Source organism: Sporotomaculum syntrophicum (assembly GCF_009932395.1).
Classification (GTDB): Bacteria; Bacillota; Desulfotomaculia; order Desulfotomaculales; family Desulfallaceae; genus Sporotomaculum; species Sporotomaculum syntrophicum.
Map to the genome: position 1 here is coordinate 50,668 of NZ_LSRS01000004.1, position 26,999 is coordinate 77,666.

Here is a 26,999-nt window from a genome sequence, read left to right on the forward strand (position 1 = left end):
TGGAAATACTGTGGGTTATGGGATGTTTAATTATCCAAAGAGAAGGACACATGTTCACAACTACCGGAATAAAACTTCATTTGCTGTAGGACATCTACATGGCATGGAAGGTACTACAAGTCCAACAATAAGGTCCGGTCGTAGCCATGTGCACTGTTTGAGTGGGACTACCACATTTAACGATGGCCACAGTCACAAATATAATTCATTAACAGGACCAGCTATACCGGTAAGCCCCGGAACACATGTCCACAGGTATAATGGGGTAACAGCTTCTAGTGGTCGGGTACCACATACCCACCGTTATTCTGGGGTTACTACTCCGGCTCAAGATGATGAATAACTATATAAAGATCATTTACATGAACGTCCAAGTTGGGGCATTTTGTTTTGCATAATCCCCTGGTACTGGACATAATCTTCAAGGACTCCCCCGAGACTCTCTTTTTCGTGAAGAATAGTCTTGATTCACAGACCCCGGTTTGGGACCGCCGGGGGCTGTATGTTTTTGCACATAGAAAAAGCGGCGCTGGGTGGGTGCCGCATTGGAGCGTCTTGAATTATATATCACATATATCAATCCATTTGCCTGAAATCAATGCCCTTTGGTATTCGTTCTGTTCTCTGAAAATCACTCTTATCCGTCTTTTAGCAAAATAATTTGAGATTTATATCTATTAGGATTTTCTTTAGCTTTTATAATTTACAATTATAATCCTTGTAATTCTGATATTGGAACAACTGGCTTTGGAATTGCAGAGTGCTCTCCGATAATTTTCTCCATCCAAATCATGTCATACCATTTTTCAAACTTGTATCCGCACTTAGTAAAATGTGCTACTTTCTTATATCCTAAACGCTCATGAAAATGTGTACTGGCATTGGTAAGATTTTCATTCTCAGTAGGTGTATAGGCTATACATGCATTCAGGTTAAGAATATTTTGCCTCTTCAATATTTCTTCCAAAGCTAAATACAATTTTTTACCTACACCTTTACCTTGACAATCTTGTCTTAGATATATAGTAGTTTCAACAGCCCAATCATATGCAGCACGATCCTTAAATGATGAAGCATATGCATAACCAATAATTTTATTGCTTTCTACCGCTACTAAATAAGGATATTTTTTCAATATATTATTAACCCTCTCACCGAATTTTTCAACTGATGGAACATCATATTCAAAAGAGATTGCGGTGCACTTTACATAAGGAGCATATATTTCTAAAATTTCTTTGGCATCTGCTTTTGTTGCCATACGTATTGTAACTTTTGTATTCATTTTCCCACCTTCTTTTATAAAAAATGGATAATCATTATTCCAGAATTTATTACTAAAGCCATTATCGACTGCTCCCTCGCTATGGTACGGGTCCAACCCGAGTTTTGTCTTATGTGGATTTATTAAAAAACTTTTCTTATCATAATAAAACTGTAGTCTTCTGCGGTATGGAAGGGTCTAGTCCACCGTACCGAAATACTAACTACAATATCTGCGCTGCATCAACACGACACACTCCACATGTGTCGTCTGAGGAAACATATCCACAGGCTGCGCTTCTTGTAATAAAAAACCCAACCTGTGCAGATAGCCCACATCCCTGGCCAGGGTGGCCGGGTCACAGGATACGTAAACCACCCGACGGGCACCGCTTTTGGCTATTGCATCCAACACCTCGGGGCGACAACCACTGCGAGGCGGGTCCAGCACTACTACCTCCGGGTGGTAGCCTTTGTCCACCTGCTCTGCCAGCACTCGTTCCACAGCACCGGCAAAGAAACGGGCGTTTTGGATACCGTTAAGCGCAGCGTTGGCTTCAGCGTCCCGCACAGCGCGAGGCACTATCTCGTAACCTCGCACTGTTTTCGCAAATCTGGCCAGGTACAGAGAAATGGTACCTACCCCGCAGTAAGCGTCGGCTACTTTATCGTGCCCCTGCAAAGCGCAGTAATTTAACACCTGCCGGTAAAGTATCGCGGTTTGATATGGATTCACCTGGTAAAAGGAGGCCGCAGAAATACGAAAACGCAGCCCGTCTATTTCATCTTCAATATAACCACGCCCGGCTAGTGTTTGATAGCGGCCACCTCTTTTTTTACCATGACCGTGGACATAACTGATCACCGTCACCACACCGGGAACCGTCAATAATGCACCGGTCAGCCCGGTCAGTACTTTCTCGCTTTGCGTACCATTTGGGCCACCGATCAAGACGATCATAATTTCGCCGGTGCTCCCCCGACGCAGCATAACCTCTTCCGTCCATACCGCCCCTTCCGGGCAGTCACTCAACATCTCCTGCACCATTTTAGCCACCCGGACTAAATCCTGATGGGCCAGCAGGCACACCACTCCAGACCCGCCGGCTTTACCCGCTACCAGTTGGTGCGATTCGGCTGCGAAGAATCCCAGCGTTGCTTTACCGTCCTTACTTTGCACTTTAAACCTTACATTATTGCGGTAATGCCAGGGGTCCGGCATGCCAACAATATCGTGCACCACGCCACTGCCGATGCCGCCTATACGGGCCATATTTTGCCTGACCAGGGCGGTCTTCCAGCGCAGCTGTTCTTCGTAAGCAATATGCTGCAGATTACAACCGCCACAGCGTTCAGCCAGGTCACAGGTCTGCCGAACCCGGTATTGGGAAGGTTTAACGGTTGTAAGCAGTGTCGCCCGGGCATATTTCTTGCGTAATTCGCTTATCCTTACGGTAACCTGCTCGCCGATCACCGCTCCGGGCACAAAAACCACCATACCGTCGTCCGCCCGCCCGATACCTTCACCGGAACGATTAATATCCTTTATTTGCAGTGCAAATTCCTGTCCTACCTGCAAGTAGTCCACTCCGTTTCTTGTAGCGCATGATTACAATTATAACACTTATAACACTCACGCTAAAATTTTCCGAGCCTGGCCAAAGTCAACCTGATCTAATGTATAATACCTCAAAAATTGAGCAGTCACTGGACAGCCAATGCACTCGCCCTAAAGTAATGACCGGCACTAGCTGAACTAGTGCCGGATAGTTAAAGATGTAGTAATATATAAAGTATGAAACTAAGCACCAAATTTAAAAAACCTGTCATTATCCTTGCTGTTACCCTGATGTTGTTTTGGTCCACCACATTGCTCTGGCATATTGATTTAAAAGACGTGGCGCAAACTGCTGTCTCGGGTGACATCAATGCCGCAGCGCAGGCAATTGCAGGTGCGGGAGCAGCGGCAATCCTAATCAGCATTTATATCAATGCAGCGATCAGCATCATGGGTCTATTGCCTTCAGTCTTTTTAACCGGGGCTAATGTGCTGGTCTTCGGCCTTTACGGTGGATTCCTGGTCTCCTGGGCGGGAGAGGTTGTTGGCGCTGCAGTTTCTTTCCTGCTCTACCGGTGGGGCATTAAATCCGCCGCCAAAATACCCACTGACCGCTGGAAAACCATAAAAACAATCAATGCTTTACCCGGGGCAAGACAAATATATTTTCTAACGATACTGCGCATGGCCCCTTTTATGCCCTCGGGTTTGATTAATCTCCTGGGAGCCTTAACCGCCATTCGGCTGCAGAACTTTATCCTGGCTACCACCATCGGCAAGTTTCCCGCTCTGCTGCTGGAGACCGCCTTCATGTATAACCTGCTCAACATTAACAAAGGCTACATCAACATGGTTACTGGTGTTCTCGTTGCCGCCCTTTTATATTGGGGTGTTCAAAAGGAGTTGCAACGGCTGGACAAATTACACCAAAACACAAACCGGTAGTCACCCAAGATGGGAAATACAGTTGAGTTGGTTATTCCACTTCACGCAGCATATTTTCCATGGACTCCACCCTGCTGCGCAACTCAGCCAAATCTGCAGCTATCTTCCGTTGTAAGGCAACACCTTCCTCTGCAAGTTTACGATAGGCTTCATCCCTGGCGATTTCAGCCATGCTGACTGTTTTAGCCCGTGAGGTCTTTAAAACTTGCGATATCACCACCACAGCCACTATGGTGATCATGGCTAATATAGCCAGCACAAAGCCCATTCCGCCAATGCCAAAGATTACTTCTTCATTCATTTATTTATCCCCCTTTTCACCTTTAGTACCCGGTGCAGTCCCGGCGGATTTCTGCACCGTAAGTGTCTTTGACGCTTCCCCAATAGTCTCCGGAGACAATACTATAGCAAATGGTATTAATTCATAAAAGTTCATTGCTTTCCCATCCTCGGATAACTCAATTTTACTGGTCACCAACCTTGCGTTTTCCAAACGCTTTAAATGCATGTACAGCAAGGGCCGACTTATCACCATTTCACGGGCAAGCTGGCTGACATGGATGCGCCTGCCTGCCAACAAAGCAATGATTTTTAACCGATACGGGTTGGCCAGGGCTTCCATTATTTTGACCAGGTCATCTCCGGAAGGAGAATCTATATGATAATTTTTTTGATCATTTATTTCGTATTCCCCCTTATACGGTGCAACAATTGCTTTAAACTCTTTTTTATAAATAAGTCTTACACCTGTAATTATTTTATTACAGGTGTAAGACTTATGTCAAGGTATCGTTTTATGATTCTTATTAAAACGAATTAATCTGCGTTTATAGTCCGGTAATTAATTGTAGTATTATAGAATATATACCAGGGTTACCGGTAATCATTATGATCAGATCCCGGCTTAATAAACGTCTCTTCACAAACATTATTGTCCGTTAATATATACTACAAGGAGGTTGAAATATTATGGTGGACCCGCGGATTACTAAGTTGGCTCAAAACTTAATCAGATACTCCTGCGCCTTACAGCGCGGAGAAAAGATTTTAATAGAAAACACAGGTTTTGAGGCACCGCTGGTTAAGGAGTTAATTAAAGAGGCCTATCGCGTTGGCAGCCTGCCCTTTGTTTCATTAAAGGACAGTTCTGTTGAAAGAGCCTGGCTGCTGGGGGCGGAGGAAGAACAGGTAAAGATGCGTGCTCATTTCGAAGCAGTAAGAATGCAAGAAATGGATGCCTATATCGGTATCCGCTCGGGGGGAAATAGTTCCGAACTCGCAGATGTGCCCTCGGAAAAAATGGATTTATACAATAAATACTTCTTCAAAATAGTGCATGAAAATATTCGGGTGGCTAAAACCAAGTGGGTTGTCTTAAGATACCCGTCACCGTCCATGGCTCAACAAGCTGTTACCAGCACAGAAGCGTTTGAAGACTATTACTTCAATGTCTGCAACCTTGATTACGCCAAAATGTCAAGGGCTATGGAACCATTGGTTGAATTAATGGAACGCACTGATCGAGTTAGAATTAACGGTCGTGATACTGCTTTAACCTTCTCCATCAAAGGCCTGCCGGCCATTAAATGCTCCGGTTTAAGAAATATCCCTGACGGCGAGGTTTACTCGGCGCCGGTTAAGGAATCGGTAAACGGTTATATAACTTATAATACGCCGTCCCAGTTCCAAGGGTTTGTTTATGAACGGCTCAAGCTGGAATTTCGTAACGGGCAAATCGTCAAAGCAACAGCCAACGACCCGGAGCGGCTCAACAAAGTCCTGGATACCGATGAAGGGGCCAGGTATATCGGTGAATTTGCCCTGGGTGTTAACCCGTACATTACTAAGCCCATGAAGGACACCTTGTTTGATGAAAAAATAGCCGGCTCCTTTCATTTTACTCCGGGCAGCTCCTATGATGAATGCTTCAATGGCAACAAATCTGCCATCCACTGGGACCTGGTCTGCATCCAAACACCCGAATATGGCGGTGGTGAAATTTATTTTGATGATGTACTGGTTAGAAAAGACGGCCGGTTCGTTATAAAAGAACTTGAGGGTTTAAATCCGGAAAACTTGAAGTGATGATTAAAAACACAATTCTGGAGGTGAAATTAATGGTTCATAAAAAGAAGTATGGAGAGGAATTTATACCCCGGCCCGATACTAAGTACGGACCTGGATTGGACAACCTGAATACCGCCCAGGGTGAAGAAACGGACCCCTTAGCTGCCTTTAACGCAGAAAAGGAGTCCGGCGATTAACTGTTATTACTCCAGATAAATAATCTTTTCATCAAACAGCGTCAAGGTTTCCAGTCCATTTTCCCCGACGACATACGTGTTTTCTATCCCTACGGCGCCTTCGGGGAAAATGAATTTTGGCTCTATAGCAATCACCATTCCCTTTTCCAGCGGGATTTTAAATCCTGGTGCCAGAACCGGCCATTCATTGAGCTCTATACCCACTCCATGTCCGAGAAAAGGCACCGGCTCGGGGTAGCCCATAAAATATTCCCCGTACCCTGATGCAGCAGCTATGTTGCTGGCCTGCCGATAAACGTCCTCGCACATTACGCCCGGCACAGCCATTTGCTGGACAGCCTCTTGAATGCGGCAAGCTGCCTCATAAGCTTGAACAAGTTTATCGGGCAGCCCGCCGATACAAAATATCCGGGTCATGTCTGCCAGATAGCCGTCTCGAACCGCTACATAGTCGATCATGACGGGCTCATTTCTGGCGATTTTTTTATAGCCCGCACCCTGGGGAAAAGTAATGCTCACCCCGGGACCCCCGGTGGGACTTTCCATACTGCTGGGTACGGCTCCGTTGGTGCCCGACAGTATATGACCATAAGAAACATCCTGGTTAAAACCTCGCATTCTCACCACGCCCTCATGACCCGCCAGGCGATACACTGCCTCCAGCTGACCCGCTAATTCCAGCTCGGTTATACCCTCTTTTAAATAATCTTTAACTCGCGAATAAAGAGTGTAATTCAGCCGGGCAGCATCCCGAAGCAGCTCCAACTCATACGCTGACTTAACCATGCGCACGGTCCGGATTAATCCGCTGATATCCACAATTTGAACGGTCTTAAACAGCTTTTGATAAAGCTGGAACAAGGCCACCGGCACTACGTCCAGTTCAAACCCCAGGGTAGTGATGTTATCATAACCATACTCACTCAATACTTTAGGCAAATCCTTCACGTTAGCCAGATGGATAATATCGTCTAATGCCGATTCTCCCCGGGCACGGACAAAGCTTTTCTTAACCATTAATACAGGCTTGCCCTCAGCGGGAATATACAGGTGACCGCGCTGGGTGGTGCCGGCAAAATAAAACATATCTGTGTTTTCCATGATTAACGCACCGCCAATACCCTTTTGCACTAGTAACTCTTGCAAAGCAGCAACCCGCCTGGTTAGTTCTCCTGCCGGTGTTAGCCTCACTTACAACACCTCGCTTTAAATATTACTTAGTGTTAAATACCATTAAAAGTTATAAAAACCTTCAAAATTTTTCAAGCAAACTGTGATATAATGCAACAAATAACTCAATATTTCGTCTTATTATGTAGAGCGGGCAGATTATCCTGGAGAGGAAGTATTTTTATGCGATCTGTATGTTTACGCATTTTAGCCGTGGTTATAGTAATACTGGGTGTTTGTCTTTGTTTTTTGTGCATTTTCCCAACCCTTGCCCACGCACCGTCCAGCTCTACTGTGCAAATAAACGGGGTAAAAATAAGCGGGGCTCAAGCGCCCTCCGAAGTTAAACAAACTATAAATCAGCGGACCGGTCAACCTGGCCAACCCCCACAACAGCCGGTTAATAATAACGACTTATCTGAACAGGCCGCTACATCCGGCACCGGCCAAATTGTCGCTGCTGTTGATGAGCCAACCGAGCAATCAAACCCGGAGAACATAGCCGAGACCCAGGCAAGCTTATCCCCGCCGGTAACGCCGTCACCTCCGGAGCAGCCAATTAACCAATTATCCGACCAGCTAATTAGAAGAGTAAATGGTGTTAATAATCTGGTAGCCATAACCTTTGACGATGGTCCTGTTCCCCAAATAACCGCGCAATATCTGGCAGTATTGGACAAGCTCAATGTCCGGGCTACTTTTTTTATGGTTGGCCAAAATATAAATCAATATCCCGAGTTGGCGTGTAAAGTGGTGCGCTATGGCAATGAAATTGGCAGTCATTCCTGGCGACACGCCAAGTTGGACAAGCTAACGGCGGACGAAATTGGCGAAGACCTGAGCCTTGCGGAATACCATGTGCAGATTAATTTAGGCCAACCGGTTAACCTGTTCCGCCCCCCTTATGGCATACGCAATGATACAATACTGGCAGTAGCGAACGAGCTTGGCTATCAGGTAATTATCTGGGATGTTGACCCACGTGACTGGGAGGATCCTCCCCCGGAGTATATTGTAGCGAGCGTACTCGGGCAAGTTCAACCAGGTTCAATTATCCTTCTGCATGAAGGTCACCCCAACACGCTAAAGGCTTTGCCGGTCATTATCCAGAAATTACGGGAGCGCGGTCTTGAACCGGTAACTGTCTCTGAATTGTTAAGCCATAACCCGGCACAGCCGACAGTATAGTTATCTTGGCAGCATCAGGCAAGCCGGCAACTTTAACTCTTTTACCTTACCCAGCTTACGATGCTTTATGTGATTTCTGTACGTTAGACCAGAAGTTTACCTCCGGCTTCTTTCACATTCACCTCGCATGAACACAATTGCCCTTGGCTATGTGCTTGGCACAATCAGCCCGCACTAGGGACTTCACTATTAGACTGCGCCCATGCCCGGGCGCAAGAAAGCATCGGTCTGCCGGCTGGCAGACCGATGCTTATTTTACAACATTCCATAGCAATAGGAAGTAATTTTTCCACAAGTTACTCAATACCGGTTTTACCAGTATGTTCCAATACCTCAGCACAACGAGGACAGGTCTCGGGATGTGCGGTGTGTTGACCTACCTGTTCATGATACATCCAGCAACGGGAGCACTTGGCACCGGCAGCCCGGGTTACGCCTACGGCCAGGCCGGTAAATTCGTCACTTTCCATAGACGCTGCGGTCCGCTCGGCAAATGCATGCAGGGTGACCCCGGAAACAATAAACAGCATGGCCAGATCATGGTTGTAGGGCTCGATCAGCTCGGTCATTCTTTCGTCGGCGTACAGGTGTATTCTGGCTTCCAGGGCATTGCCGATGATCTTTTCCTGGCGGGCTTTTTCTAACGCCCTGGTCACCAGACCACGCAACTTCATCAGCTGTCCCCATTTTTCTTCCAGAGCCGCATCCAGATACCGGTCATCCGGTTCCGGCATGTCGGTTAGCTGGACACTGACCGGAGCATCCGCCGCTTTGGGAATGTAATTCCACATCTCTTCAGTAGTGTAAGCCAGTATGGGAGCCAGCAAGCGTACAAGTGTGTGCAGTGACTTGTACATCACTGTTTGGGCGGAGCGGCGCTGCTCAGAATCCGCTTCCTCGCAGTAAAGCCGGTCTTTAATGATGTCCAAGTACTGGTTGCTCATATCCACCGTGCAATAATGGTGGATAGCGTGATAGACCACATGAAATTCGTAACTACGGTAGGCTTCAAGCACTCGCTCAATAAGCCGCTGCAGTTTTAACATGGCATAGCGGTCAAGCTCTAACATCCTTTCATACGGCACACTGTCCTGTTCGGGCTTGAAGTCATATAGGTTCCCCATCATAAACCGGCAAGTATTTCTAATTTTACGGTAGGCCTCGGTTAATTGTTTAAGAATGTTTGGCGAAACCGCCAAGTCGCTCCGGTAGTCCGCTGAAGAAACCCAGAGGCGCAAGATATCGGCACCCATTTGCTTAATAACCTTTAATGGGTCAACTACATTGCCCAGTGACTTACTCATTTTGCGGCCATTTTCGTCCACCAAAAAGCCGTGGGTAAGCACCGCCCGGTAGGGAGCCTGCCCCGTCACCGCCACCGATGTGCTCAGCGAGGAGTTAAACCAGCCGCGGTGCTGGTCACTGCCCTCCAGGTATAAATCAGCCGGCCAGCTAAGGTCGGGCCAGATGTCCGGCTCATCCAGTACAGCCAGGTGGCTGGAGCCACTGTCAAACCACACATCCATGATATCGGTTTCTTTAGTAAATTCCGCAGCACCACAGTCCGGGCAGGTTAGTCCCGGTGGTACCAGTTCTGCCGCTTCCCGGGCAAACCAAACGTCCGAGCCATGTTCCCGGAACAGTATTTGCAACCGGCTGATAGTTTCGTCATTGACGATTTCCTTGTTACAAGCTTTACAATAGAATATGGGAATGGGTACCCCCCAGGTGCGCTGACGGGAAATACACCAGTCGCCCCGGTTAGCCACCATATTATGAATTCTATCCCGGCCCCAGGCGGGAATCCAGCGAACTTTGTCTATTTCATCCAGGGCTGTCTGGCGGAAACCGTCAATGGAAGCAAACCACTGCTCGGTAGCCCGGAAAAATACCGGTTTTTTACAACGCCAGCAGTGGGGGTACTGGTGGCTGATTTTGTCGGACTTGATTAATACGTTTTTCCCCTTGAGGGTTTCCAGGATAATATCGTTGGCCTCATGATATATTTGCCCGGCAAATTGTCCGGCCTCATCTGTAAACCGGCCCCGGCCGTCCACAGGTGAAAGAATGGGCAAATTATATTTCAGACCAACCAAATAGTCTTCATGACCATGCCCGGGGGCGGTGTGCACGCAACCTGTGCCTGCATCCAACGTGACATGGTCGCCCAGGATAATCACTGAGTCGCGGTCGATAAATGGATGCCCGCAGACAATGCCTTCTAAGTCTTTCCCTTTGTACCGGCCGCCAATGTTTCCTTCTGCCAAACCGGTTTCATGTAAAAAAGCGTCCTTAAGCTCTTTGGCGACGAGCATCTTTTGTCCATCCAGCTCCATAAGAATATAATCATAGTCAGGGTGCAGGGTAATGGCCATGTTAGCCAGCAGCGTCCAGGGAGTAGTGGTCCAGATCACTACATAAGTATCTTCCTCCGGTAAAATGTCCTTGCCATCCCGTACCGGGAATTTAACATATATTGAGGGTGATTTTTTATCAGCGTATTCTACCTCGGCCTCGGCCAGTGCTGTTTCACAGGTAGCACACCAGTACACCGGCTTTAAACCTTTGTAAATGTAGCCCCGTTTAGCCATTTCCCCAAACACACCGATTTGGCGGGCTTCAAAGTGCGGCATCAAAGTTACATAGGGATGCTCCCAATCTCCCCGCACGCCTAGACGTTTAAATTCTTCCCGCTGAATGTCTACAAACTGCAGTGCGTATTCCTTGCACTTTTGCCGAAATTCAACCGTATCCACAGCATGGCGGTTAAGGCCTAAGTTTTTTATAGCCTGCTGTTCAATGGGCAGGCCGTGGGTATCCCAGCCCGGTACATAAGGGGCATCGTAGCCCGTCATCGAGTGGTATTTAACGATGATATCCTTGAGTACCTTATTTAATGTGTGCCCCAGGTGAATATGTCCATTGGCGTAGGGCGGTCCGTCATGCAGAATAAATTTAGGCTTACCGCTGTTGTGCTGCTGTACCAGGCGATAAATATCGTTTTGCTCCCAGAATTTCATAATTTCCGGCTCTCGCTGGGGCAAATTGCCCCGCATGGGAAAGTCTGTTTTAGGTAAATTAAGCGTCTTCCCGTAATCCATCATAACACCTCAATCATCATGATATGGCAATAAAAAACCGCCCCGGTAAAGGGACGGATATTTTCCGTGGTACCACCCTGCTTGAACCGACACCGGCGCTTCGCCCGGCTATCGGTCCCACTTGCTTTACCGGTAACGGCGGCAACCGTACAGACCTAATCTCCCAAAGGATTTCAGCCGTCGCCTCCCGGGTGATTTTCAAGCGGTTCAAACTACACCCGGCTCGCACCTCACCCGGGTTCTCTGAGCAGCCGCACCGTTTACTCTTCCCGCTCACCGGCGCTTTATACCAATATTTATAGCTAACCCATTATATTATAACAGCACCCGTTCAGTCAATAATAGAGCTTGTCCAGCACTTGCCTGGCAGTTAGCCCTTCCACCCGCACCGTTTTATTGCGCCCGGTATGCCCCTGGCTAACCGTCACCTGTCCCTTGGCTACTCCCAGCAGTTCGGCGATAAAAGAACAGCAGGCTTTGTTAGCCGCTCCGTCCACCGGCGGAGCCGTGATACGTATTTTCAAGGCACCTTCCATAACTCCGGCAACCTGGTTATTAGCGGCACGGGGCTGTACCCGTATTTTTATGGACACGCCTGCGCTATCCTCTTTAATATCCAGCATAGGCTTCACCTTTCTTCGGCTGTGATTTAAGTTTGCATTAAATCTATGTCGGGATGCCATAACCCTGCGCGAGAAATTTCAATGGATCGGAACTTTCTAACGGGTAAACCAAATATAACGGGTTAACGGGCAGATCCGTAACGATGCAACAGCAAAGTTGTGCGGCCTTTTTTAGTCTGCCCGCCGGTTTGCTCCACGGCTACCCGGCCGCGCCCCCGGGCTGAAATTATATCCCCGGGACGCACGGGCGCGGCAGGCTCCAGGCATAGGCGCCAGTTGAGATATATTTTACCGGCTGCAATTTCTCGAGACATTTTAGTCCTGGACAGGCCAAGGCCATGGGCAGCCACAGAATCCAGGCGCAAAGATTGCACAGTAACCTTTATTTCACGATAATCCCGAACCGGCGCCTTTAGTGCAGCCCGGTTTATTGCACTTACCGAAACCCCAACCCGGCCAACACTGGTTAGCCCCATTTGAATGAATTCGGACACCTCGGTGGCCACGATGATCTGAGCACCTTCCTCGCCCACCAATATGTCACCTAACTTTTCCCTGCGCAGCCCCAGACCCAGCAAAGCCCCAAGATAGTCCCGGTGTGTAACGGTATTGAATCGAAAGCTGCCCTGCACTGCAAGAAAACTCAGCCCGGCATCTACATCCCCGGCAACCAGGTAATCCGGAAAAATTAATACCCGCGACCGTTCCGCCGCGGGATAACCACCGTCCACCGCCACCGCCAGCCCGGGAATATAACCCACTGTCCGGACAATCATGGCGCAACGATAAGGATTATAAAAGTCTGTTACCTGAGGCCGGTGGCTTTTCCCGGTCACTTCCGCCAGATCCAACGCCCTGGCTAAAATCTCCCGGTCCTCCGAATTAGTTGCCAGGTTCTCCAATTTATCCAGATGCATCCTATTCACCCCGTTGACAACAATCCTGACCGGTTCAGTTTAATAAATACCGATTGAACGCAATATATAGATGATAAAATTACCCGCTAATTGCACGGCTAAAAGGGCAAAAATTGGGGAGAAGTCTATCATACCTATCGTAGGAATCAGCCTTCTAAAGAAGCCCAGTACCGGCTCGGTCATCTCTATAATAAATCTGACCACCGGGTGGTAGGGGTTCACCCTGACCCAGGATAGGATAATGCGAATAAAAATTAACCAGGTATATACCTCAAATGCATAATATACTACAGTTGTAATGCCAATATTCATAATTCACCCCGTTTGGTTATTTGGCTTCTCCGGACAATTCAGCGGAACGCCGGCTGGCTCTCTCCACCGCCCGGTACATCGCAGCCCTGATACCGCTTTCCTCCAGGGCAAACAATCCCTCTATGGTAGTACCTCCGGGAGTGGTTACCATATCCTTAAGCACCGCCGGTGAACGGCCGGTTTCTTGAATCATCCGGGCAGACCCCAGCATAGTTTGGGATGCTAGAATCAATGCCACATCTCGCGGTAGCCCCATGCGGACACCAGCATCAGCCAGCGCTTCGGCTATGATATACATATATGCCGGACCACTGCCACTAAGACCGGTTACCGCATCCATAAGTTTTTCAGGCACCGGCACCGCCCGGCCCACCGCACTGAATAAACTCAGTGCCAGCTGCTGGTGCCGGTCCAGAGCCCACCGGCCGCAGCATACCGCCGTGGCCCCGGCACTAAGCAACGCCGGAGTATTAGGCATGGCGCGCACCACCGGCACCTGGCCGGCGAGGTATTTTTCTATGTATGTGGTAGAAATACCCGCGGCAATAGAAATCACTATCTGACCAGAGCTAAACCGGCTGCCTGTTTCGGCCAAAACCTCACTCATTACAAACGGTTTCACAGCCAAAATTACTATATCTGCATGATTAATCACAGTACTGTTGTCAGTAGTTACCCCAATAGCGAATTTTTCTTTTAAATAAGCCCTGCGTTGCTCACTTATATCACTGGCCATTATCTGTTGAGCAGGTAACAGTCCGGCACCGGTGATGCCGGTGAGCAGCGCTTCAGCCATTGCCCCGCCGCCGATAAAGCCGAGTTTTTTTCCATTAAGAGACATAAATTTCTTCCTTCCGTGCTTACCTCATCCAGTTCAAAATACTCTTTTCTTTGATTTGCTCCTTAACATCAACATCTATATCAACATTACTGGGCACAAACAGAAAGATACCCTTACCCACCTTTTGCATGCTGCCATCCAACGCATAGGTTGCACCACTGACAAAGTCTACTATCCTCTTGGCCAGTTCAGGATCGGTCTGCTCCAGGTTAACTATAACCGGCCGGCGGTTTTTCAAATGATCGGATATCCCTTGCACATCGTCATAGCCATACGGTTCCACCACCGAAACCCGCATTTGCCGCTGGGTATGCAAGCTAACTACCTGGCCTTTATTTTTCCTGGGTTTTTGTATGACCGGTCTTTCTTCTTCAATTGTACTTGTTTCCCGCTCATTCCCGTCTTCCTGCTCCTCTTCAAACCCCATAAAATTTAGTACTTTATCCACTATCTTTGCCAAAATCGCCCACCGTTCCTTTCACTTATCATTGTTGCAAGGTTCTTAAACTGCAAAATGCATGACTTAAATGGCGTTATTCTCCCACTTTAGAAGTGGTAGACTTACGCCAAGTTAGTCAGGTTAAAATATTAATTTTCACGGGGACCAAATATCGCTGTGCCCAGACGCAGCAAATCCGCGCCTTCCTCCACAGCCACTTCGAAATCATTGGTCATACCCATTGAGAGATGTTCCAAATTATGCCTGGCTGCCAGCAATCGTAATTCTCTAAAATAAGGGCGCACTTCTTCAGGATTTTCTACGTAGGGAGCAACTGTCATTAATCCTTGCACCGATATGTGAGGCAAATCCCGCAGTGCGATCAGAAAATCAGCTAAATCCGACTGAGCCAGGCCGTATTTAGTTTTTTCACCCGAGATATTGACCTGAACCAATACCTTAGCAACCAAATCAAGCTTAACAGCCTGCCGGTGGATTTCTTCAGCCAGGCCCCAGCTGTCCAGGGAATGAATCAAATCCACCAAGCCTACTACATATTTTACCTTATTAGTCTGCAAATGGCCAATCATATGCCAGTGCAAACCTGTCGGTAGAGCCGGCCTTTTTTCAGTCAATTCCTGAACCCGGTTTTCCCCCAGATCAACAATGCCTTGCCGGATAACCTCCTGCATCCGGGCAATCTCCACTTTTTTAGTTACAGCGATTATTTTTATTTTTTCTAAATCACGACCGGATCTAACCGCGGCTGAGCGAACTTTTTCCCTGACCAGTTGCAGGTTTTCCCGCACTCCCATGCAATCCCCCCTACCCTAATTCAGCCGAACTCCTTCCCTGGCCCAACTAGGGTTTTTGATAAAACGCACTGAACTGCTCAATATATTACTGCTAACAGCTGCCCTGCCCTGCAAGCGATCTTGCACCGTCACAGGGACCCAGCAGATAGTTTGCTCGGAAACTATATAAAGACCCGGCTTACCTTCTTTGAAAACTATTGCCTCCTCGGGAACTAGCCAACCGGTCATTTGCCGGGTAACCAGATCAAGCTGCACCCGCCGCTCATGCAGAAAAACTTCCGGGTATTGAAGTAACTCCACAAACATACTTACCGTACGATCCATAACGCTTACCTGAGCTATTTTCCCCGAAAGCTTACGTTCATTCCAGTTCAGGGTCACATCCGTGTCCTTTTTAAACGAACGCGCGGTATACTCATCCAATGTTTTCAACTGGATAAATACCAGTACCGGCTGTAGATTGTCCACCATTTTACCAATGATTTGCCCACCGACCACTTCACCCGATGCCGGCCTCACGCTATTGTTTATTTTTTCAACTGCATCCATATCCAATACATCTATCATACCTGGTACCAACAAATTCTCCAAATTATCCAGGTGCGTACAAAAGATACCGGTACCGGGGCTCCAAACCTGTTTGTCTTCAAGACCACTTATTTCGGCTAATAAAGTACCCATTTGCAGTCGATCGCCATCTTCGACCAGCAGGGTGAGCAGGCCGTCAGCCGGCGCTTTCACCGGCTCTTCATGTTTGACCAGCAAGCCCTCAACTGTTATAGTTTCCCTAATTTCATCATGGGTCAGGGATTGTATCTCGAGCAAATGCAGCAGCACATTATTTTTCGCCCAGGCCAGTGTGCTCAATGCACCCCAAAAAGTTAATCCCAGCAAGCAAATTAACACGATTAGCACAGGAATAAACCGTCCGCGGTGCACTCTTCTGTATTTGCCCACATTGTCCCCCCTTTAGCTATATAGTCCTATGTGAAATATCAGCTGTAATGAGAACAAAATAAGTCAATGAGACATACTTACCTAAATTGGCATATATTATTAAGTACCTCGTAAAACACAAATTTCCTGCCTGATAAATAAAAAAAGGCCCTGGAAGGGCATTATATGATCAACATTGCAACATAATTAACGAAGCCATTCGCCCAGTGGGCCCATCTTGTCTGCGATAGGAAAAGAATAAGTCCTCACAGCAGGCAGTGCAGCAGCCGGCCATAGTGATATTTTCAGCCCGCACCCCCGCACCCAAAAGCAGTCTCCAGTTTACTGCGGGCAAATCCAACCACCAGCGCCCAGGCTGACCGGGGCGAGCCGGTATCGGACCGCCCGGCCAGACTCTCTCCACCGCCTCCATAACGGGGGCGTCTACTTCATAACAGCAGGCTCCAATAGCAGGACCTACTGCCGCTAAAATATTTTCAGCCAGGCAGCCATGCATTTCCAGCATATGATGCACTGTTTTAGTACCAATGTTTTGTACCGTGCCTTTCCAACCTGCATGTGCCAGTGCAATAACCCGGCGCATCGGGTCAAGGAAGAGAAGCGGCACGCAATCGGCATAGTAGCTGGAAAGCAGCACAAGCGGTTCATCGGTGACTAGGGCGTCTACACCTGGCAGCGCATCATCTATGGAGATGGCACCCCTGCCGGCCTGAGCCGCCCCCACTGTGACTACCCGGTCACCATGCACCTGTTCTCCGGCAACCAGCCAATTCATGTTCGCACCCAGGGCTTGGCATATACGCTGCCGGTTAGCCACTACATAACGAAGCTCGTCGCCTACATGCAGCCCTAGATTCAGAGAGCCATATGGCGTTGGACTAACCCCACCAAGCCGGGTGGTAAAAGCATGCGTGACTGACCCGGTAGCGGTAAAAGACGGCACTGTTAAATAAGCCAGCTCGCCTGACTTGTTGAGGATAAAACCACCTTGCATAGGAAATTTCCTTTCCTAAAGGATAAGCTAAATTGCTTAGGAATCTTTATCCAACAGTAATTCAAGCTGTTTTAACTGCTGCAACACTCGCTCCACATCTTTATGATTGTGCGCGGACTGCAAAAAACTATCCATCCTTGTCACCACAGCTTGGTAAGCCCTTTGCAATTCCTCGGGACTAAATTCAACTCCGGGGGTTAGTTCTATGGCCTCCTGCCAGGCCGGGGCGTACGCTTCAATACCGTTTTTTTCTCGTATCAGCCTTTCCATAGCCGCCAGCGCCTCCGGGGTACCGTGTACCAGAAAAATCCGGGCGGGCTTTTGTTTATAAGCATTTATCCAGGCCAGCAATTCCTGCTGATCGGCATGTGAGGAGTAACCATCAATGAATCTGATATCCGCCCGCACTGCCACCTCTTCACCATGGATACGAATAGACCGCAGCCCGCTGAGCAACTGCTGTCCTTTTGTGCCGGGGGCCTGAAAACCCACAAACAAGACAGTGCACTCAGGTCTCCATAGATTATGCTTTAAATGGTGCTTAATACGCCCGGCATCAGCCATGCCGCTGGCTGAAAGTATAATGGCACCGCGTTTGATTTCGTTCAGCGCCCGAGATTCCTCTACAGTACTGGACAGGTTCAGCACAGGCATGGTCAGGGGATTATCACCCTCTGATATTAGCCGGGTGGTTTCCTGATCAAAATTTTCGTAATTCCGTTTAAAAATTTCGGTGGCAGCCACCGCCATAGGACTGTCAACATATACCTGCATGGGTGGCAGACGGTCACTTACCAGCAATTGATTAATATCATATAGCAAATCCTGAGTTCGCTCCACGGCAAAAGCAGGTATAATCAGGTTCCCGCCCTTTTCGTAGGTTTGCTGAATTACCGCACGCAGTTTTTCCAGCCTGTCTCCCACATCCTTGTGGAGTCTATCGCCATAAGTACACTCCATCACCAGGTAATCCGCATCTTCTATGATCGTAGGTTCATTAACAAAGGGCTTGCCGGAAGCCCCAAGATCCCCGCTGAAGACCAACTTGGTTTGTTCTGTACCCTCACGTACCCACAATTCCACGATGGATGACCCCAGTATATGACCGGCATCCATAAAACGTACGGTAATGTTCTCATCCAGTCTGATGACCTGGTTATATTTTGCACGTTCAATTTTTTTTACACAATTAAAGGCGTCCTCTACGTTATAGATGGGTTCGATTAGTTTTTTGCCCGCCCGCATTGCCTTGCGGTTTAAACGTTCAACTTCCGTTTCCTGTATATGACCGCTATCCGGCAGCATCACTTCCAATAAATCAACGGTTATCTCAGTAGCCAGTGCCCGTCCCCGGAACCCATGCTTAAACAGCTTGGGAATCAAACCGCTGTGGTCAATATGAGCATGAGTGATGAGCAAGTAATCTACTGTTTTGGGTATCATGGCAAAAGGTTGATAGTTTCGTTCGCGGGACCACCGGTTACCTTGGAACAAGCCGCAATCGATCATTATTTTTTTGTTAGCTGCTTCTACAACATGACATGAGCCGGTAACTGCTTGGGCTGCACCGTAAAAAGTTATACGCATTTTTGCCTCCAGTTTGTTAATTAATTTCTATGTTTAAACTATATATATTGAGGTAACAATATAATTAACTATTCACTAAATAGCCTTGTAATCCTGCAAAAAAAATCGAAAAAACACTACTACTTGACAGTGAAGACCGCTCACCATAAATTAAAATAGAAAGGAGTGTATGGGTATGCCGTTTTACGAGTTCCGCTGTCATCAATGCGGGCTCCGTTTTGAAAAGTTATGCTCAATGGATGAGAGCGGTGCTAATATACAGTGTCCAGCCTGCTCGGCCGGAGCCCCTGCAAGGGTGATGTCCGGCTTCAACAGCATCGGAACCGGCGATAAGGTAACAGGGGGAGGCGGTAGTTGCAGCGGCTGCAGTTCCGCTAATTGCAGCAGCTGCAGCCGTTAGCACAGCTTCATACCATTTTAGCCCGGCAGGTAACTTCGGTGCTACACTATAAAGGCAGCCAGATTAACTGACCGGCTGCCTTTCATATTTTTGCTGCTAACGCACACAAGTCATGACCACATCATCAATAATCACCGTGTTATCATTACCCGTACGGGGTCTGAATACAAAACGAAGTTGCGCACGATCGGTACGCGACGGCAGCACCCCGGAAGTAAAAGTGTACTGCTGGTAGGTATTATTAGGCAGCGCACCGGGACTAAAGGACGGATCAACCCGGCCGATTAACCGGCCGGCACTGTCATAAATAAATATTTCCACTTCCAATACGAAATTAGCTGTCCCCCTAGGCCGGGTACGTTCCATACCCCAAAAAGTAATCTGGTAGATACGGTTGGGTTCGGCATCCACAGTCTGGTATAGCACTGCTTGACGGTCGGCATCAGCACCCAGTTCCGCAGCATAGCTACCGGAGTGAGCGGAAGTAGTGCGCAGCACATTGCTCCCCGACCAGATCCTGGGTGTATTTCTGTCCAGCCATCTTTCCAATCCCGGGTCGGACAGCATGTTTGTGCTCGGACAGGGCGACGGGGAGGGCAGAGACGGCTGCTGCCCGTCTGTACGTACCACTTGAACATTAGTTTGAACGGACAGACTGCTTAGTGACCGGGCCATATTAAAGGCTCGGATAGTATAAACATCAGGAGCCACAAAATTACCCTGATTGTTGCGCAGGTCCCAGGTAGCCCTGAATGTTTGACATGCCCCTGGCCGCAGAACCACTGTTTCGGTAGCCTGGGTAAAAAAACGATCGTCTGACCAGCGCCAGACTTCCCGGCCATTACGCAAGGCTACAAAATCAAAACGCTGGCTCGTATTATAACGTAATCTGATAGTACTATTGGAAACATTACACTTGGTGAAGGTTATATTTACCCGCTCACCACGCTGGTAACGAGCCCGGTTGGTGGTGATGGTGTAGCACAGACCGCTGATAATCCTGCTCACGGATGGGTCACCGGACTGGGCCAGGCTCGCATTTGCCCTTATACTCGGCTGTTCGTTATCGTCATCGTCGGGAATTGTGATAATTTGCCCTACCCAGATATAATTTGGATTTGCTATGTTATTCAGCTCAACCAACTGCTGCATGGAAATACCGTACCGGTTGGCAATGGATGCCAGTGTATCGCCAGGTTGTACTGTATAAGTCATCATTACCCCTCCTTTTGTTTATAGTTCTCTACACATTTTATGAGCCGCAAGGAGGAAATGTACCACTGAGCATCATGGAGAATACTGGGGTTTATTTTATAGCCAGGCACCTGATTTCCCCAACTAAAGACGCCTGAACATCGATGAGCCGCTGGTTTGACGAACCCCTGAAGGCCAGGGAGATATCGCGCCTGCTCTCTTCGAAGGGTCCGTCCACCAATACATCTATGTATTGGAGCACCGGCCAGTGCTTAACCTCTTCAAAAACATACCCTGTGTAAACCCAAATGTTAAGTTGCGGATACTCCAGGCGGATTAGTTTTAATATTTCGGCCAGCGCATCTGCCTGCATTAAAGGGTCGCCACCACTAAAGGTAATACCTCCGGTAAGGGAAGAAATATTTTGTTTAATTATTTGTAGTACTTCGTCGGGAGTCATTTCCCGCCCGCCGCCGACCGGTATCAAGTCCGGATTTTGACAGCCCGGGCAATGCCTGGGGCAGCCCTGGGTAAATAACACCAACCGAAATCCAGGCCCATCCACTACGCTCTCCTTGACCATGCCGGACAGTTTAATTGTATTCAACCCAAGTCCTCCAAACATCAATAAGTTGACTCCATATTAAAAGCTATGCACTATCCGGTCGCGCAGTTCGGCCACCTTGCTATCGTTGAATCGGTCCACAGTGCTCAGGTAACCGGTGATGCGGCGCACCCGCCGGATAGCCGCGGATCCGCAGTGAGGGCATTTTTCCTCGTTGATTACCCCTGTGGTTCCACAGCCCGTACAAAAGTCTACCGGAAAATTGACTGCCCCATAGCCCATATCGCTTGCCTTCATGTGCCTGACGATGGCTTCCATCGCCTCGGGGTTATGTACCGGAGGCGATGCCATCTCAACATAACTGATATGCCCGGCATTGCAGTATTTATGGTAAACCCCTTCCAAGCTAATTTTGTCAAAGCTGGAAACGGGGAAACCAACTGGAATATGAAATGAGTTGGTATAATAGTCATTATTGGTTACACCCGGTATAACACCGTATTCTTTGCGGTCCATTTCAACAAACCGCCCGCTTAAACCCTCCGCTGGAGTGGCCAGCAGTGTGTAGTTTAAGTTGTAATTCTCACCGGCTTCATCAACGCGGCGCCGCATATGGGCTAAAATTTGCTCACCCAGCTTATGCGATTCCTGGTCCTGGCCATGATGCCGACCGGTTAAAGCAGTAAGCGTTTCAGCCAGACCAATAAATCCTACCGACAAAGTGCCGTTAACGATGGCCTCTCGGATAGGATCGGACTCCTTAAGTCCCTCGGAATTCAAATATAGTCCCTGCCCCATCAAAAAAGGCATATCCTTTACCTTAAGTTTAGCCTGCACTTCAAAACGGTGATACAGTTGGCGTATGGTCAGGGCCAATACTTCGTCCAGCAGACGGAAGAATTTATCCATGTCCCGCTCGGCCTTTATGGCCAGTCGGGGCAGGTTTATGGTAGTAAAAGAAAGATTACCCCGCCCATCGGTCACCTCCGGTCCCCGGCGGTTAGCCATGACTCTGGTACGGCAGCCCATGTAACTCACCTGGTCGCCCCACTCTTGATTAAAGCTGGCATCCATAAAGCTAAACGTGGGGTTAAGTCGCTTGGCCGCAACCCGTAACGCTAGCTTAAATAGGTCATAGTTTGGCTCGCCGGGGTTGAAGTTTACCCCTTCCCGGACCCGGAAGATGATATTGGGAAAGATGGGGTTCTCACCCCGGCCTAAACCGGCCTCAAAAGCTAATAACAGGTTTCTGGTTACTTTACGAGCTGTCTCAGAGGTCTCGATGCCTACATTAAGGGAGCTAAAGGGGACCTGGGCGCCGGCGCGGCTGTGCATCGAGTTAAGGTTATAGATAAGCGCCTCCATAGACTGGTATATCTCTTCTTCATCGGCATTTTCTACGTAGGGAGCAATGTCCCGGTCGAAAAAAGCAAAGGATTGCCCGCCATGCATATCATTCTGGGAGCTTTGTAGTATAATGGCCGCCAGCGCTGTGGCTGATCCTGGCCTTTTGGGCGGGCGGATATAGCCGTGCCCATTATCAAACCCCTCGGCTAAAAGACGGCCCAGAGGAATTTGTACACAGGTTAATGTTTTACCGTAAAAATCTAAATCATGAATGTGGATGTCTCCCCGTTGGTGGGCCTGGGAGAATTCCTCGGGAATTAACCGGGTGAGGTAATATTTGCGGCTGGCTGCGCTGGCTATTTGGAGCATTTTAGCCGAAGGAGAGTTGCTAATATTGGCGTTTTCCCGGCTGGTTTCATCCAGTATTTCCGCCACCGCATCCATTAAATCACTTTTGGCATCTCTGATGCGCGTGCGCCTATCACGGTACAGGATATATGCCTTGGCGGTTTTGGCATGGCCTGCCTCGATGAGCACCTTTTCCACAACGTCCTGTACATCCTCAACGCCGAATATGGTACCGTTATATTTCTTCTTGAGCATCTTCAGCGTTTCAATGGTAAGTTCCATGGCAGTTTGACGATCTTCACCACCTACCGCCCTGGCCGCCAGGAATATTGCATCGGTAATCTTGTTGTCCTCAAAGGGCACTTCACGCCCATCCCGCTTCCTGATCACCTTGAACAACTAGTTAGCCTCCTCCACATCACGTTTAAAATTATTTCTTTTTGAGCAACTGCTCGATTTCCCGCATAAATCCCTGAACATCCCTGAATTCATGGTATACCGAGGCAAAACGAACATAAGCCACCTCATCTAAATTACGCAGCCGCATCATCACCTGTTCTCCGATAGCACTGCTTGGCACTTCCCGCTCAGCGGTGTTCCTTAAATCACGTTCAATTTCTTCGACCATTTGCTCCAGTGAATTAGTAGAGATAGTGCGCTTTTGGCAGGCTGTGGTCAAACCGGCCAGCAGCTTTCGCCGGTCAAAAAGCTCACGCCGTCCGTCTTTTTTTACTACAATTAACGGCAGCTCGTCCACCCGCTCGTAGGTAGTAAAACGTTTACCACACTCGCCGCATTCTCTGCGTCTGCGCACGGCATTACCTTCTTCCGACGGCCGGGAATCCAGTACCCGGCTGTCAGCAGTACCGCAATAAGGACATCGCATTATTTCACCATCCAGTTAGAAAAATAATATATGTAGTATACTCGGTTTTTATATTATACAAAATTTTGTGATTAAAGGTAAAAGGTAAAAAGGGAGCCTAAACTGTATTTTGTTTATTTTTGCTAACTCATGCAATTTGTGAACCCTAATAACATAGAAATCCAGGAATTTGTGTTACACAAGAAAAGCGCGCGCTTCTAGAACTTGCTTCAATCCCTAGCAGTATAAAAATAACCCCGGAGCACCGGGTGCTCCGGGGTAGTCACTACCATTTTTCTTTATAACCACTGTGCAGTTCAGTGCCCGGCAAATTAAAGGATAGATCCACCAAAATAACATCAACACCTATCTTTCTCACCTTGGGCCAGGGTACCACCAATTCCTCTTCACGCCCGATAAAGCCCATCAGCCTGCCGGCACCACCGGCATGCCCTGGTAAAATAATAGCGCTGATACGCCCTTCCTCTAAATTTATATCTATATCCTTAATGGGACCTAAGCGGCGCCCGTCAGCTATATTAATAACTTCCCGCATGCGTAAATCGGAGATCCTAACCATATAAAACACCCCCATACATATGTATATGAGGGTGTTAGCTTAATCTGAACAAAAAGGCTCTTCAGAGCAGAATAAATTATTCGGGTTATATGCGTGCACGGCATAATCAGTATCTGTTGTAGAACTGCCAACCGGTAAAACAAATAGCATAGATAAAATAATAGCGAGGCCGACAAATTTTAAAAGCAAGCAAACCACCCCTCTTTACACATGCTTGCGCATGTGGTGCAGCGCTGCTTTTTCCAACCGTGACACCTGAGCCTGGGAAATACCGATTTCCTCGGCCACCTCCATTTGAGTTTTACCTTCATAGAACCGCAGGGTAAGAATTAATTTTTCGCGATCACTTAATTTACGCAAAGCGTCCCTAATTGCAATTCCCTCAAGCCAGGTTAAGTCTAGATGTTTTTCGTCACTGATTTGATCCATGACAAAGATGGGGTCACCACCGTCATGAAAGATCGGCTCAAATAGAGAAATAGGTTCTTGAATCGCATCCAGCGCAAAAACAATTTCCTCTCGGGGCATATTTAGTTCGCTGGCAATTTCATTGATCGATGGCTCACGGGAGTGTTTATTGACCAGTGAGTCGCGCACCTGCAGTGCTTTATAGGCTACATCCCGCAGTGAGCGACTAACTCGAATGGGGTTATTATCTCTTAAATAACGTCTAATTTCACCAATAATCATCGGTACCGCATAAGTAGAAAACTTCACGTTTTGCGATAAATCAAAATTATCGATAGCCTTCATCAGGCCGATGCAACCAACCTGAAATAAATCATCCACATATTCACCCCGGTTGGTAAACCGCTGAATCACACTAAGCACCAGCCGCAGGTTACCATTGATCAGCTGGTCGCGGGCTGGGTAATCGCCGCTTTGCAATGCAATGAACAGTTCTTTCATTTTTACACTGGATAGCACCGGGAGCTTGGATGTGTTTACGCCGCAAATCTCAACCTTATTGACCAGCATGGACAAACCACCCTTTCCCATGACTTATGCTGAGCTCAATTTCATTATTACCTCGGCTTTGGTGATTTATACATGTCGGCTTCAGCCTATTCCATGCGGTTGATTTCTTTTTTCAATCGTTTTATAATTCTCTTTTCCAGCCTGGAGATATATGATTGGGAGATACCCATCATATCCGCTACTTCCTTCTGAGTTTTTTCTTTACCGCTTTTTAAGCCAAACCGCAATTCCATGATCCCCCGCTCCCGGCCATTAAGCTTCTGCAAGGCCAGATGCAGTAGCTTGCGATCCACTTCTTCTTCGATATACTTATGAATAACATCATTTTCTGTACCCAGCACGTCGGAAAGGAGCAGCTCATTGCCATCCCAGTCAATGTTCAGCGGCTCGTCAAAAGAAACCTCAGTTCGGGTTTTGTTATTTCTGCGCAAGTACATCAATATTTCATTTTCAATACACCGGGAAGCATAAGTAGCTAATTTGATTTTTTTAGCCGGATCAAAGGTGTTAACAGCCTTGATTAAACCAATGGTACCGATGGAAACCAAGTCTTCAATGCCGACCCCGGTATTTTCAAATTTCCGGGCTATATATACCACCAGACGCAGGTTTCTTTCAATTAACACGGTACGCACGGCACCGTCCCCCGACTCCAGCTTACTGATCAAGTAAAACTCTTCTTCGGTGGTTAGTGGAGGTGGCAGAGCTTCACTGCTGCCCACATAGTAAACATCGGCTTTCAAACCCAGCCGCAGCAGTATTTTTAGCATACTAATACGCAATAACAATCTAAATTTCCCAAACAGTATTAAACACCCCCCTTTAATGTTTAATTAAACTACAATAAACCAGTAGGCAGCAAAGCACGACAAGATGTATTACACTGCAAACATTCCCGGTACAGGGCAACCACCACTTCGCTAACTTGAATCAGATTATCTCCAGCCTTGAGCTCCACCAAATCCGGCCGAAACCCAAGCAGCCAGCCATTATCTCGACCCACCGACCGGTATGGGATAATTCGAAAGTTGCCCGGCCGAATGTTATCGCCCAGCGCGGCAAGGATAGCTGCACTGTCGTCCCGCTCATGAGACTCAATTACGGTACATACCTGCTCAGGCAGTATTTCCTTGATCGCTGTATATTCTGCGATAATAACCGGGGCTCCGGTTAGCGGATCGCTAAGGCTGTTACCTGTATCCAGCATTGCACCTAAACTAACTTTGCGTTCTCCCAAATGCATGGTTAAATCTGCCTGCAGCAGAGGCTGCATTAGCCGCTTGCGCAACGCCACAGGTAAAAATCTGCCCAGAAGCCAGTAGATTAACAGGGCCAGCAGTATACCGTACCACAGGTAAGCATCAACTGCCTGCATAAAGCCGGTCAATTGACCGTCAAAGGTGCTCTTGTGCAAAAAACTAATGATTCCCAAGACGGTACCGCCCAGAATAAATGTGCTGATATAAAAGTAGGCCAGCAGCACCAACACCTTGCGGGGCCGGCAAGGTATAAACACCACTGCCACCATCAATAATGACACTAATAGCTTATAACCGGAGCCCAGGTAGCCTTCCAAAGACGGAATAAACAAAAACAATGAGTATCCGGCGCCCACCGCAGCGCCTGCCAGCAAACGCCAAAGGCAATAGGCAATTTTGCCCAACCTGGCCGTCACCCAGAGAATCATCATATTCATTACTAGACTGCCAATAAACACCTGGTCTACGTATACTACATAAGTTGGCATT

The 26,999-nt window shown here is 47.9% G+C and carries 29 protein-coding genes and 1 other annotated feature; of the genes, 6 read left to right on the forward strand and 23 right to left on the reverse strand.

Annotated elements, in window-relative coordinates; all coding sequences use genetic code 11:
* The first annotated feature begins 22 nt into the window (after positions 1–22).
* Positions 23–343, forward strand: coding sequence for a YmaF family protein (locus tag SPSYN_RS09705; protein ID WP_202623807.1), 321 nt, complete (start codon positions 23–25; stop codon positions 341–343).
* 366 nt (positions 344–709) lie between these two features.
* Here the strand turns inward: SPSYN_RS09705 and SPSYN_RS09710 are convergent, their stop codons facing one another.
* On the reverse strand, positions 710–1,285 hold the full coding sequence (locus tag SPSYN_RS09710; protein WP_161822300.1) for a GNAT family N-acetyltransferase: 576 nt from the start codon (positions 1,283–1,285) through the stop codon (positions 710–712).
* A 198-nt stretch (positions 1,286–1,483) separates the two neighbouring features.
* The gene (gene rlmD / locus SPSYN_RS09715) at positions 1,484–2,842 is read right to left on the reverse strand and encodes a 23S rRNA (uracil(1939)-C(5))-methyltransferase RlmD (RefSeq protein WP_161822301.1); all 1,359 of its coding nucleotides are present in this window, start codon (positions 2,840–2,842) and stop codon (positions 1,484–1,486) included.
* A 216-nt stretch (positions 2,843–3,058) separates the two neighbouring features.
* Between rlmD and SPSYN_RS09720 the strand changes: the two genes are divergently transcribed.
* Entirely contained in the window at positions 3,059–3,766 is a 708-nt protein-coding gene (locus SPSYN_RS09720; RefSeq protein WP_161822302.1) for a TVP38/TMEM64 family protein, read from the forward strand.
* A 31-nt stretch (positions 3,767–3,797) separates the two neighbouring features.
* Here SPSYN_RS09720 and SPSYN_RS09725 read toward each other — a convergent pair whose 3' ends face one another.
* Together SPSYN_RS09725 and SPSYN_RS09730 are read right to left on the reverse strand one after the other, a co-directional pair.
* Positions 3,798–4,067 (reverse strand): hypothetical protein, encoded by a 270-nt coding sequence (locus SPSYN_RS09725; protein WP_161822303.1) that lies wholly within the window; start codon positions 4,065–4,067, stop codon positions 3,798–3,800.
* A complete protein-coding gene (locus tag SPSYN_RS09730; protein ID WP_202623799.1) occupies positions 4,068–4,388 on the reverse strand; it encodes an ArsR/SmtB family transcription factor in 321 nt (106 codons plus the stop codon).
* Between the two features lie 347 nt (positions 4,389–4,735).
* Between SPSYN_RS09730 and SPSYN_RS09735 the strand changes: the two genes are divergently transcribed.
* Positions 4,736–5,851 (forward strand): aminopeptidase, encoded by a 1,116-nt coding sequence (locus SPSYN_RS09735; protein ID WP_161822304.1) that lies wholly within the window; start codon positions 4,736–4,738, stop codon positions 5,849–5,851.
* Between the two features lie 32 nt (positions 5,852–5,883).
* Positions 5,884–6,030: a hypothetical protein gene (locus tag SPSYN_RS09740; RefSeq protein ID WP_161822305.1), complete on the forward strand. Its 147-nt coding sequence runs from the start codon at positions 5,884–5,886 to the stop codon at positions 6,028–6,030.
* Positions 6,031–6,036: 6 nt separating this feature from the next.
* Here the strand turns inward: SPSYN_RS09740 and SPSYN_RS09745 are convergent, their stop codons facing one another.
* On the reverse strand, positions 6,037–7,221 hold the full coding sequence (locus SPSYN_RS09745; RefSeq protein ID WP_161822306.1) for a M24 family metallopeptidase: 1,185 nt from the start codon (positions 7,219–7,221) through the stop codon (positions 6,037–6,039).
* A 162-nt stretch (positions 7,222–7,383) separates the two neighbouring features.
* Here SPSYN_RS09745 and SPSYN_RS09750 point away from each other — a divergent pair, with 162 nt between their 5' ends.
* Positions 7,384–8,388: a polysaccharide deacetylase family protein gene (locus SPSYN_RS09750; RefSeq protein WP_161822307.1), complete on the forward strand. Its 1,005-nt coding sequence runs from the start codon at positions 7,384–7,386 to the stop codon at positions 8,386–8,388.
* A gap of 296 nt (positions 8,389–8,684) precedes the next feature.
* On the opposite strand, the gene ileS is transcribed toward SPSYN_RS09750, so the two are convergent.
* The 10 genes from ileS to SPSYN_RS09800 form a co-directional block, all read right to left on the reverse strand.
* On the reverse strand, positions 8,685–11,489 hold the full coding sequence (gene ileS, locus SPSYN_RS09755) for an isoleucine--tRNA ligase (RefSeq protein ID WP_161822392.1): 2,805 nt from the start codon (positions 11,487–11,489) through the stop codon (positions 8,685–8,687).
* Positions 11,490–11,535: 46 nt separating this feature from the next.
* Positions 11,536–11,775, reverse strand: a binding site (T-box leader).
* Positions 11,776–11,824: 49 nt separating this feature from the next.
* A complete protein-coding gene (locus SPSYN_RS09760) occupies positions 11,825–12,112 on the reverse strand; it encodes a DUF167 domain-containing protein (RefSeq protein WP_161822308.1) in 288 nt (95 codons plus the stop codon).
* A 122-nt stretch (positions 12,113–12,234) separates the two neighbouring features.
* Positions 12,235–13,029: a YlmH family RNA-binding protein gene (locus SPSYN_RS09765; RefSeq protein WP_161822309.1), complete on the reverse strand. Its 795-nt coding sequence runs from the start codon at positions 13,027–13,029 to the stop codon at positions 12,235–12,237.
* Positions 13,030–13,068: 39 nt separating this feature from the next.
* Entirely contained in the window at positions 13,069–13,341 is a 273-nt protein-coding gene (locus tag SPSYN_RS09770) for a YggT family protein (protein WP_161822310.1), read from the reverse strand.
* A 16-nt stretch (positions 13,342–13,357) separates the two neighbouring features.
* The gene (proC, locus tag SPSYN_RS09775) at positions 13,358–14,182 is read right to left on the reverse strand and encodes a pyrroline-5-carboxylate reductase (protein ID WP_161822311.1); all 825 of its coding nucleotides are present in this window, start codon (positions 14,180–14,182) and stop codon (positions 13,358–13,360) included.
* Positions 14,183–14,201: 19 nt separating this feature from the next.
* Complete coding sequence (locus SPSYN_RS09780) at positions 14,202–14,642, reverse strand: cell division protein SepF (RefSeq protein ID WP_161822312.1); 441 nt, start codon at positions 14,640–14,642, stop codon at positions 14,202–14,204.
* Positions 14,643–14,770: 128 nt separating this feature from the next.
* The gene (locus SPSYN_RS09785) at positions 14,771–15,436 is read right to left on the reverse strand and encodes a YggS family pyridoxal phosphate-dependent enzyme (protein WP_161822313.1); all 666 of its coding nucleotides are present in this window, start codon (positions 15,434–15,436) and stop codon (positions 14,771–14,773) included.
* A gap of 15 nt (positions 15,437–15,451) precedes the next feature.
* Positions 15,452–16,393, reverse strand: coding sequence for a biotin/lipoyl attachment domain-containing protein (locus SPSYN_RS09790; protein WP_161822314.1), 942 nt, complete (start codon positions 16,391–16,393; stop codon positions 15,452–15,454).
* A gap of 169 nt (positions 16,394–16,562) precedes the next feature.
* The gene (gene pgeF, locus SPSYN_RS09795) at positions 16,563–17,387 is read right to left on the reverse strand and encodes a peptidoglycan editing factor PgeF (protein ID WP_161822315.1); all 825 of its coding nucleotides are present in this window, start codon (positions 17,385–17,387) and stop codon (positions 16,563–16,565) included.
* A gap of 36 nt (positions 17,388–17,423) precedes the next feature.
* Positions 17,424–18,974, reverse strand: a complete 1,551-nt coding sequence (locus SPSYN_RS09800; protein WP_161822316.1) for an MBL fold metallo-hydrolase RNA specificity domain-containing protein — start codon at positions 18,972–18,974, stop codon at positions 17,424–17,426.
* 175 nt (positions 18,975–19,149) lie between these two features.
* Between SPSYN_RS09800 and SPSYN_RS09805 the strand changes: the two genes are divergently transcribed.
* Positions 19,150–19,374: an FmdB family zinc ribbon protein gene (locus tag SPSYN_RS09805; protein ID WP_161822317.1), complete on the forward strand. Its 225-nt coding sequence runs from the start codon at positions 19,150–19,152 to the stop codon at positions 19,372–19,374.
* A 96-nt stretch (positions 19,375–19,470) separates the two neighbouring features.
* Here the strand turns inward: SPSYN_RS09805 and SPSYN_RS09810 are convergent, their stop codons facing one another.
* The 8 genes from SPSYN_RS09810 to SPSYN_RS09845 all read right to left on the reverse strand — a co-directional run bounded on the left by SPSYN_RS09810 (position 19,471) and on the right by SPSYN_RS09845 (position 26,998).
* Entirely contained in the window at positions 19,471–20,592 is a 1,122-nt protein-coding gene (locus SPSYN_RS09810) for a BsuPI-related putative proteinase inhibitor (protein ID WP_161822318.1), read from the reverse strand.
* 88 nt (positions 20,593–20,680) lie between these two features.
* Positions 20,681–21,175, reverse strand: a complete 495-nt coding sequence (nrdG, locus tag SPSYN_RS09815; protein WP_161822319.1) for an anaerobic ribonucleoside-triphosphate reductase activating protein — start codon at positions 21,173–21,175, stop codon at positions 20,681–20,683.
* Between the two features lie 36 nt (positions 21,176–21,211).
* Entirely contained in the window at positions 21,212–23,227 is a 2,016-nt protein-coding gene (gene nrdD, locus SPSYN_RS09820; protein WP_161822320.1) for an anaerobic ribonucleoside-triphosphate reductase, read from the reverse strand.
* Positions 23,228–23,258: 31 nt separating this feature from the next.
* The gene (nrdR, locus tag SPSYN_RS09825; protein ID WP_161822321.1) at positions 23,259–23,714 is read right to left on the reverse strand and encodes a transcriptional regulator NrdR; all 456 of its coding nucleotides are present in this window, start codon (positions 23,712–23,714) and stop codon (positions 23,259–23,261) included.
* A 265-nt stretch (positions 23,715–23,979) separates the two neighbouring features.
* Complete coding sequence (locus SPSYN_RS09830) at positions 23,980–24,273, reverse strand: YlmC/YmxH family sporulation protein (protein WP_161822322.1); 294 nt, start codon at positions 24,271–24,273, stop codon at positions 23,980–23,982.
* A 204-nt stretch (positions 24,274–24,477) separates the two neighbouring features.
* Positions 24,478–25,251 carry an RNA polymerase sporulation sigma factor SigG gene (gene sigG / locus SPSYN_RS09835; RefSeq protein ID WP_161822323.1) on the reverse strand — a complete coding sequence of 258 codons (774 nt, stop codon included), beginning with the start codon at positions 25,249–25,251 and terminating at the stop codon, positions 24,478–24,480.
* Between the two features lie 86 nt (positions 25,252–25,337).
* Positions 25,338–26,039 carry an RNA polymerase sporulation sigma factor SigE gene (gene sigE, locus SPSYN_RS09840; protein ID WP_279279262.1) on the reverse strand — a complete coding sequence of 234 codons (702 nt, stop codon included), beginning with the start codon at positions 26,037–26,039 and terminating at the stop codon, positions 25,338–25,340.
* A 50-nt stretch (positions 26,040–26,089) separates the two neighbouring features.
* Entirely contained in the window at positions 26,090–26,998 is a 909-nt protein-coding gene (locus tag SPSYN_RS09845; RefSeq protein ID WP_161822324.1) for a sigma-E processing peptidase SpoIIGA, read from the reverse strand.
* Between the last annotated feature and the right edge of the window lies 1 nt (position 26,999).